This is a genomic window from Protofrankia sp. CiP1_Cm_nod3, from assembly GCF_982290655.1.
Genome location: NZ_CEVIVD010000027.1, coordinates 41,477 through 48,266, shown reverse-complemented (window position 1 = coordinate 48,266; position 6,790 = coordinate 41,477). Strand labels below are relative to the sequence as shown.

Here is a 6,790-nt window from a genome sequence, read left to right as displayed (position 1 = left end):
GGGCTGGGCGGGCCGGCCGGGCCGGGCTGGGCGGCCCGGCTCGCGGACCAGTTCTCGTTCGGGCCGGACGGCGTCGCGACGGTCCTGCGTGCGGCCGTCGCCGCGACGGCGCGCCCGGGTACCGGCGGGCCCGTGGCCCCGGCGCGGGAGGAGTCCGTACGGGAGGCCCCGGTCGGGGAGGAGGCCGTGCGGGAGGCCCCGGTCCGGGAAGCCCCGGTCCGGGAGGCGGCCGGCTGGGAAGAGGCCGTCTGGGAGGAGGCGCGGGCCTACGCCGGCGGCGCGCTGGACGGACTCGCCCGCAAGCTGCCGGCTCGGGCGTCCTGGGCGGACATCGTGCTCCCCGCCGTCGCGCTCGGCCAGCTCACCGACATCGCGGCGCAGGTCGCCCACCGGGCCCGGGTCTACGACGACTGGGGCATGGGCCGTCGGCTTGCCCGGGGCGGTGGCATAACCGCGCTGTTCTGCGGGCCGAGCGGTACCGGCAAGACGCTCGCCGCCGAGGTGATCGCCGCCGAGCTGCGGCTCGACCTGTACCGGGTGGACCTGGCGGGCCTTGTCAGCAAGTACATCGGCGAGACCGAGAAGAACCTGGCACGGGTGTTCGACGGGGCGCGCCGGGCGGGCGCGGTGCTGCTGTTCGACGAGGCGGACGCGCTGTTCGGGCGCCGGTCGGAGATCCGTGACAGCCACGACCGGTACGCCAACATCGAGGTCGACTACCTCCTGCAACAGATGGAGGACTTCACCGGGCTCGCGATCCTCACCACCAACATGCGCGGCGCGATCGACCGGGCGTTCCTGCGCCGGCTGCGCTTCCTCGTCGACTTCCCGTTCCCGGACGCCGCCGCCCGCCGTGACATCTGGCGGCGGGCGTTCCCGCCCTCGGTGCCCGTCGCCGACGATCTGGACCTCCCCGCGCTGGCCAGGCTGGAGATCTCCGGGGGCAACATCGCGACCATCGCGGTGAACGCGTGCTTCCTGGCCGCGGGCGCGAACGGCGCGGTCGGCATGGAACACGTGATGCGCGCGGCGATCCGCGAGTACGCCAAGACCGACCGCGAGCCGACCCCGGCCGAGTTCGGCCCCTACCTCAGGCTGGCCCAGCCATGAGCAGGCTGGCCCGGCCATGAGCGCTCCGGGCCCGGCGGCGGCCGTCGACGTCGAGATCGGCCGGATCGTGCTGTCCGGCGTCAGCATGGACGCCGCCCGCGCCGACCGGCTCCGTCAGATGATCAGCGAGGAACTGGTCCGCGCGCTGGCCGGCGCGCCGGACGGCGCGGTGCCGGGCCGCGCCGCGCCGGCCCCGGCGCGCCGGCCCGGCGGTGTGGACGGCGACGTCGGCGGCGGGGCGGACACCGACAGGTGGATCGCGGCGACGGTCGCGCGGCGCATCGCCGAGAGCGTCCGGCGCGCCACCGCGGCGGGTGACGGCCGTGGCTAGCGCGGTCCAGGTGACGGAGCCGGCGGCGGTGCCGCGCCCGACGCCACCGCCGCGGCATGTCGACGCCGCGCCCACCGGCCCGGGGGCGGCCGTCGAGGCGGTCGGCGCCAGCCTCTGGGCCGGTAAGGCCGGGCAGCGTGAGCCGGTGGTGACCACCCGGGCGGACGCCGCGGCGGCCGTGGCCGGTCCCGCCCCGGCCGTCCCGGGCGGGAGCAACCAGGCCGTTCAGCGCCAGCTCCGCGCGGCCACCGGTTCCGGCGGCCCCGGTCCCGGCCCCGCCGGAACCGCCGGCTCCGGTGGCCCCGGCGTCGGCGGTGTCAGCACGGCGCCGGCCGGAGCCTCGGCCGAGGTGCCGGCCGCGATGCCCGCCGAGGAGGTGTCGCTGGCCGGGACCGGCACGTTCACCCCGCCCGCCCCGGTGGCCGCCTACCTCGAGGCGCGGGGACGGCAGGGCGGTCCCGTCAACGTCCGGTTCGGCTCGCTGGCCGCCGGCGTCCTGACCATGCGGCGCCGCGGGGACGCCTATGAGACGGCCGGTAACCAGGCCCAGGCGATCGCGCTGACCCATCCGTTCCTGCTGCCGGTCCGGTCGGCCGGCGTGGAGCCGATGCTCGTGGTGGCGGTCGCCGGCTCCACGGTGACGGGCTACGCCTCGCTGGCCGTCGGTGGGAAGGTGCTGCCCCGGCCGTCGTCGGTCACCAGCTGGATCGAGGAGAACGCGGGCGCGCTCGGCTGGGTGGGGCTGGACCGGCTGAAGCTGCCGAACCCGACGAACGAGCTCGCGGACGGCACGCTGACCCTGGCCGTGCCGGAGGTCTCCTTCGCCCTCGGCGGCTTTCTCAGCGGCCGCGGGACGCTCGGCCTGACCAACGAGACCGTCACGTTCGACGCGTCGGCCGACGTGCAGATCGGCGGGCTCGCCTCGGTGCAGGCGGAGATCACCCGGGATCCGGCCGGCGTGCTGTCGGGCCGGGCCGAGATCCCGGTGCGGCTCGCCAGGTTCTCCGGCAACGCGCTGTTCGTGTTCGCCGGTGGTGTCGTCGACATCACCGGGAAGGTCCGCTACGACACGGAGAAGCTCAGCGGCGAGGTGACGCTGCTCGTCACCGACGCGGCGGCCGCCCGGGACGTCGCCCGCCAGCAGCTCGGCCCGGACGCGCTGGTCGCGAGCGCACAGGAGGCGGGTACGGCCGGCCCTGCCGGTCCCGGCGCGGCCCCCGCGCCCGCCGCGGCGCCGGCGCCGGAGCCGGCTGCGACGGCACCGAAGGCGCGGCCGGGGCCGCGGGCGCTGGCGGGCTGGGGGACGCTGGACTTCCGGTTCTCCGACTGGCTGACCGGCAAGGCCCGGGTCATCGTCGACGGCGCCGGGCACGTCACGGTGGACGGCGAGATCGCCCCGCCGGCTCAGGTGGAGCTGTTCGCCCAGCGGGACTACATCCGCCGGGTCTTCACGCTGGAGGCCCGCGCCCTGTACGGCGTGCCGCTGGTCGGGAACGTGTTCGTGTTCGCGAACGTCGGGCTGGACGCGATGGCGAAACTCGGCCCCGGCGTGCTGCGGGACATCAGGGTTCTCGGCCGCTACTCCACCGATCCCGCCGTGCTCAACGCGTTCAGCGTGGCGGGCACGCTGAACATCTCCGCGTTCGCCGGGCTGCGGCTGCGGGCCGAGGGCGGCGCCGGGGTGGAACTGCTCGGCCACGACATCAAGGCCGGCGTCGGCATCAACGCGCTCGCCGGAATCCGGGGATACGTGGAGGCGACCCCGACCATCGGCTACCGGGAGAAGGCCGACCCGGTAGCCGGCAAGAGCGGCGAGTTCTTCCTGCACGGCCACCTGGAGCTGGCCGCGCAGCCGTTCCTCGCCCTCGGCGGCGACCTGTTCGTCGAGCTGGACAGCCCGTGGTGGTCACCGGCACCGGACAAGAAGTGGACGTGGCCGATCGGCCAGCTCGAGTACCCGCTGCCGGGCGAGTTCGGCATCGGGGCGGACGTCGACTACGTCATCGGCTCGGACCGGTTCCCCGAGATCACGTTCACGCCGGTGGAGTTCTCGGCCGACAAGTTCATGACCGACCTGATGAACGACCACGTCCCGAAGAAGGCGTCCGATGACGCGGACAAGAAGGGGAAATGGTCCGACGGCGCCCCGCCCGGCGGCACGGACGCCGACCCGAAACACGTGGAGGCTCCCGGCGGGAAGCCGGCCGGCGGGAAACCCGCCACCGGCAAGCAGGACCCGGCGGCCGACGGCACGCCGCCGCGGCCCGAGAACGAGCAGCGCTGGCAGGCCGCGATGGACGCGATCGGCAAGGTCGTCGTCGAGTCCGAGCAGAACCCGCTGGACGACGACGGCATGCGCGACACACTCGCGGAACTCCGCGGGGAACACCGGTTCAAGGTGCTCACGGCGATGCCCGCCGGCGACGAGTGGGACATCGTCGCCGAAATGAACCCGACCAAGGCGAAGCCGGCGACGAATAAGAAGAAGCCCGGCACGACGAAGGGTAAGGGCGGCGGTCAGAAGACGAAGCGTTACGTACCCGGGCCGGCGCCCGAGGGAGAAGGCAATGAAACGGGCGACGTGGAGAAAAATGCCATCGGGATGTACTGGTACAAGGATCCTGACATTTACAAGGACATCGAGCTGCCGAGGTCTCTTGGTCAGCAGAAGTTCAGCCCGCGTGGAAAGGAAACGCTTCACGACAGCGATCTCCCCAAGGGCGGACTTGCCCGTGGCGAGGTTGTCCTCGGGGTCGGCGAAATACTGGATAAGATCAAGAAAGGCTGGACTGTCGAGCGGGTGAAGAAGGGGGAGGGTCGTACCCGGCAGAAACAGTATCGTGAAAATCTTGAGCTGTTCGGGTACAAATGGGACAAGAAGAAGACGCAGCCCGACCATGTGCTGGACCTGAAGTTCGACGGGGCGGACGCCGACACGAACCTGTGGCCGTTGGACAGCGCGAAGAATCAGAGCGCGGGGAGTTACCACGCGCATCAGGTCGTGCGGCAGCGAAAATCGCCGAAGGGTAAGCAGAAGAAGGGGGATCCGAAGGAGAAGCCCATCAACGAGCTGACCAACAAGTGGTTCGTGGTGCGGGAGGTGAGGTAAGTGACGACAGGTGGGCTGCGGAGGGCGCCGAAGGTGCGGCGTGGGGCGCTGGCGGTCTACGACTCGCGCGCGACCGGCGCGCGGGCGTCCCGAGTGATCATGTTTCAGTACAACGCGGACTCGATGCGCCGGACGCTGGCGGACCGCAGCCCGCCGGAGCCGAAGAAGTCCGCCGGGGCCGCTAAACAGAGCGTGCTCAAGGTCGGCGGCCCACCCATCGAGACGATCGCGATGACGATCGAGCTGGAGGCGGCCGACCAGCTCGACGCGCCCAACGCCAACCGGACGGTCGCCGAGCACGGCCTCTACCCCGCGCTGGCCCTGCTCGAGCTGCTGATGTACCCGCCGGCGCTGGCCGCCGAGAAGATCGAGAAACAGGCCGCGAAGGGCGCCGTCCAGGTCAGCGACGCCGAGGTGCCGCTGGTGCTGCTGGTCTGGGGGCCGTCGCGGGTGGTACCGGTCGACGTCACCGGGTTCTCGGTGACCGAGGAGGCGTTCGACTCCCTGCTGAACCCGGTCCGGGCGAAGGTCGAGCTGACCCTGCAGGTGCTGACCTACCTGGAACTGCCGGCGGGGGACATCGGCCGGGACGCGTTCATCAGCTACCAGAAGAGCAAGGAGGCCCACGCCGGCCGTCACCAGGAGGGCGAGAACGAACAGGGCATCCGCACCGTGTTCCTGCGCGGCGGCTGAGCCGCCGGTGGCCATCGGAGGACCCGTGGTCATCGAAAGACCGAAAAGGAGAAGGAGAAAGCCGTGTTCGCCCGCGACAGCCGTTACGCCGGGGTGCCCACCCACGAGCACACGTTGCCGGACGGCCAGGTCGTCCGCTATGTCGGTGTCCGGCAGATACCGCCGGTGACGGCCATCCAGGGTTATCGGGTGATCCGCGGCGACCGGCTGGACCGGATAGCGGACGACGTCTACCGGAGCCCGGAACGGTTCTGGCGGATCTGCGACGCGAACCGGGCGCTGTGGCCGGACGACCTGGTCGCCGAGAGCGGCCGGATTCTCGTGATCCCGCCGGCCGCCGCCGGCCCGCCGCCCCGGCGCTCCGGCGGGCCGGCCGGCGGGGCGGGCCGATGACCACGATCTCCTACGAGCTGCGGGTGGACGGCGCACCGGCCGGCGCGGAGATCGTCGCCGCGATCCGGCGCATCGAGGTCGAGGAACACACCGACCTCGCCGACATGGTGCGCATCGAGATCGCCGTCGACGTGGCGCCGGACGGCTCCGGCTGGAGCGTGCTCGACGACGAGGTGTTCACCCGGCTGACCCCCGTCGCCGTCGACGTCACCATCGGCTCGGGCAACGCCCAGCCGCTGATCGACGCCCGGGTGATCGACGTCGAGCTGTCCGTGTCGTCCCGGCCGGGCAGCTCGGTGCTGCGGGTCGTCGGCGCCGACCCGAGCGTGCTGATGAACCTCACCGAGACCGTCCGGGCCTGGCCCGACGTGGCCGACAGCGACATCGCCAGCACCCTCTTCGGCGAGCACGGCCTGACCGCGGACGTCACCGCCACGCAGCCGGCCCGGCCGGAGAAGGACATGACCACGATCCAGCGTGGCACCGACATCGGTTTCCTGCGGGGGCTCGCCGTCCGCAACGGCTACGAGTGCTATGTCGAGGCCAACCCGGCCTCCGGCGCGCTGGAGGGGCACTTCCACCCGCCGAAGCTCGACGCGGCCGCGCAGGGGGTGCTGTCGGTCAACCTCGGTCCCGCCACCAACGTCGACGCGTTCACCGCCCGGTTCGACATGGTGCGCCCGACGACCGCGACGGCCGGCGGGGTGGACGTCCGCGCGGGCGCCGAGGCCGCGGTCACCGTCGACCGGTCGGGCCTGCGCGACCTGGGCGCGGCGTCGACGGCGCCGGACGGCACGGCGCGCACGGTCCTGCTCGCCGGCGCCGGCCTGTTCGAGGACGGCGAGCTCACCACGCTGGCACAGGCGGCGGTGGACCGGTCGTCGTGGGCCGTCGTCGCGGAGGGGGAGGTGAACACCGCCGCGTACGGCCGGGTGCTGCGGGCCAAACGCCCGGTGCTGATCCGGGGCGTGGGCCGGATGCTCAGCGGCGCCTACTACGTCGAACAGGTGCTGCACACGTTCACCCCCGACGGGTACACGCAGCGTTTCACCGCTCGCCGCAACGCGACCGGCGTCACCGGCCGCGAGTCCTTCGACGACGAGACCAACACCTGAAAGCCCGGCCGGGACAACAAAGCCCGGCCGGGACAACCC

6 protein-coding genes are annotated in these 6,790 nt (G+C 72.7%); all 6 read left to right on the top strand.

Annotated features, from left to right (window positions below; genetic code table 11):
- Positions 1-1,110: ATP-binding protein (locus AC5LUJ_RS08150; RefSeq protein WP_493464727.1), on the top strand; the 1,110-nt coding region annotated here is incomplete at its 5' end.
- A 16-nt stretch (positions 1,111-1,126) separates the two neighbouring features.
- On the top strand, positions 1,127-1,441 hold the full coding sequence (locus AC5LUJ_RS08145; protein ID WP_493464726.1) for a hypothetical protein: 315 nt from the start codon (positions 1,127-1,129) through the stop codon (positions 1,439-1,441).
- A gap of 28 nt (positions 1,442-1,469) precedes the next feature.
- Positions 1,470-4,550 carry a hypothetical protein gene (locus AC5LUJ_RS08140; protein WP_493464725.1) on the top strand — a complete coding sequence of 1,027 codons (3,081 nt, stop codon included), beginning with the start codon at positions 1,470-1,472 and terminating at the stop codon, positions 4,548-4,550.
- Positions 4,551-5,243 carry a hypothetical protein gene (locus AC5LUJ_RS08135; RefSeq protein ID WP_493464724.1) on the top strand — a complete coding sequence of 231 codons (693 nt, stop codon included), beginning with the start codon at positions 4,551-4,553 and terminating at the stop codon, positions 5,241-5,243.
- A 63-nt stretch (positions 5,244-5,306) separates the two neighbouring features.
- Positions 5,307-5,636, top strand: a complete 330-nt coding sequence (locus tag AC5LUJ_RS08130; RefSeq protein WP_493464723.1) for a hypothetical protein — start codon at positions 5,307-5,309, stop codon at positions 5,634-5,636.
- Positions 5,633-6,751, top strand: a complete 1,119-nt coding sequence (locus AC5LUJ_RS08125; RefSeq protein ID WP_493464722.1) for a phage late control D family protein — start codon at positions 5,633-5,635, stop codon at positions 6,749-6,751. The genes AC5LUJ_RS08130 and AC5LUJ_RS08125 overlap by 4 nt, the downstream gene beginning before the upstream one ends.
- Positions 6,752-6,790: the final 39 nt, after the last annotated feature.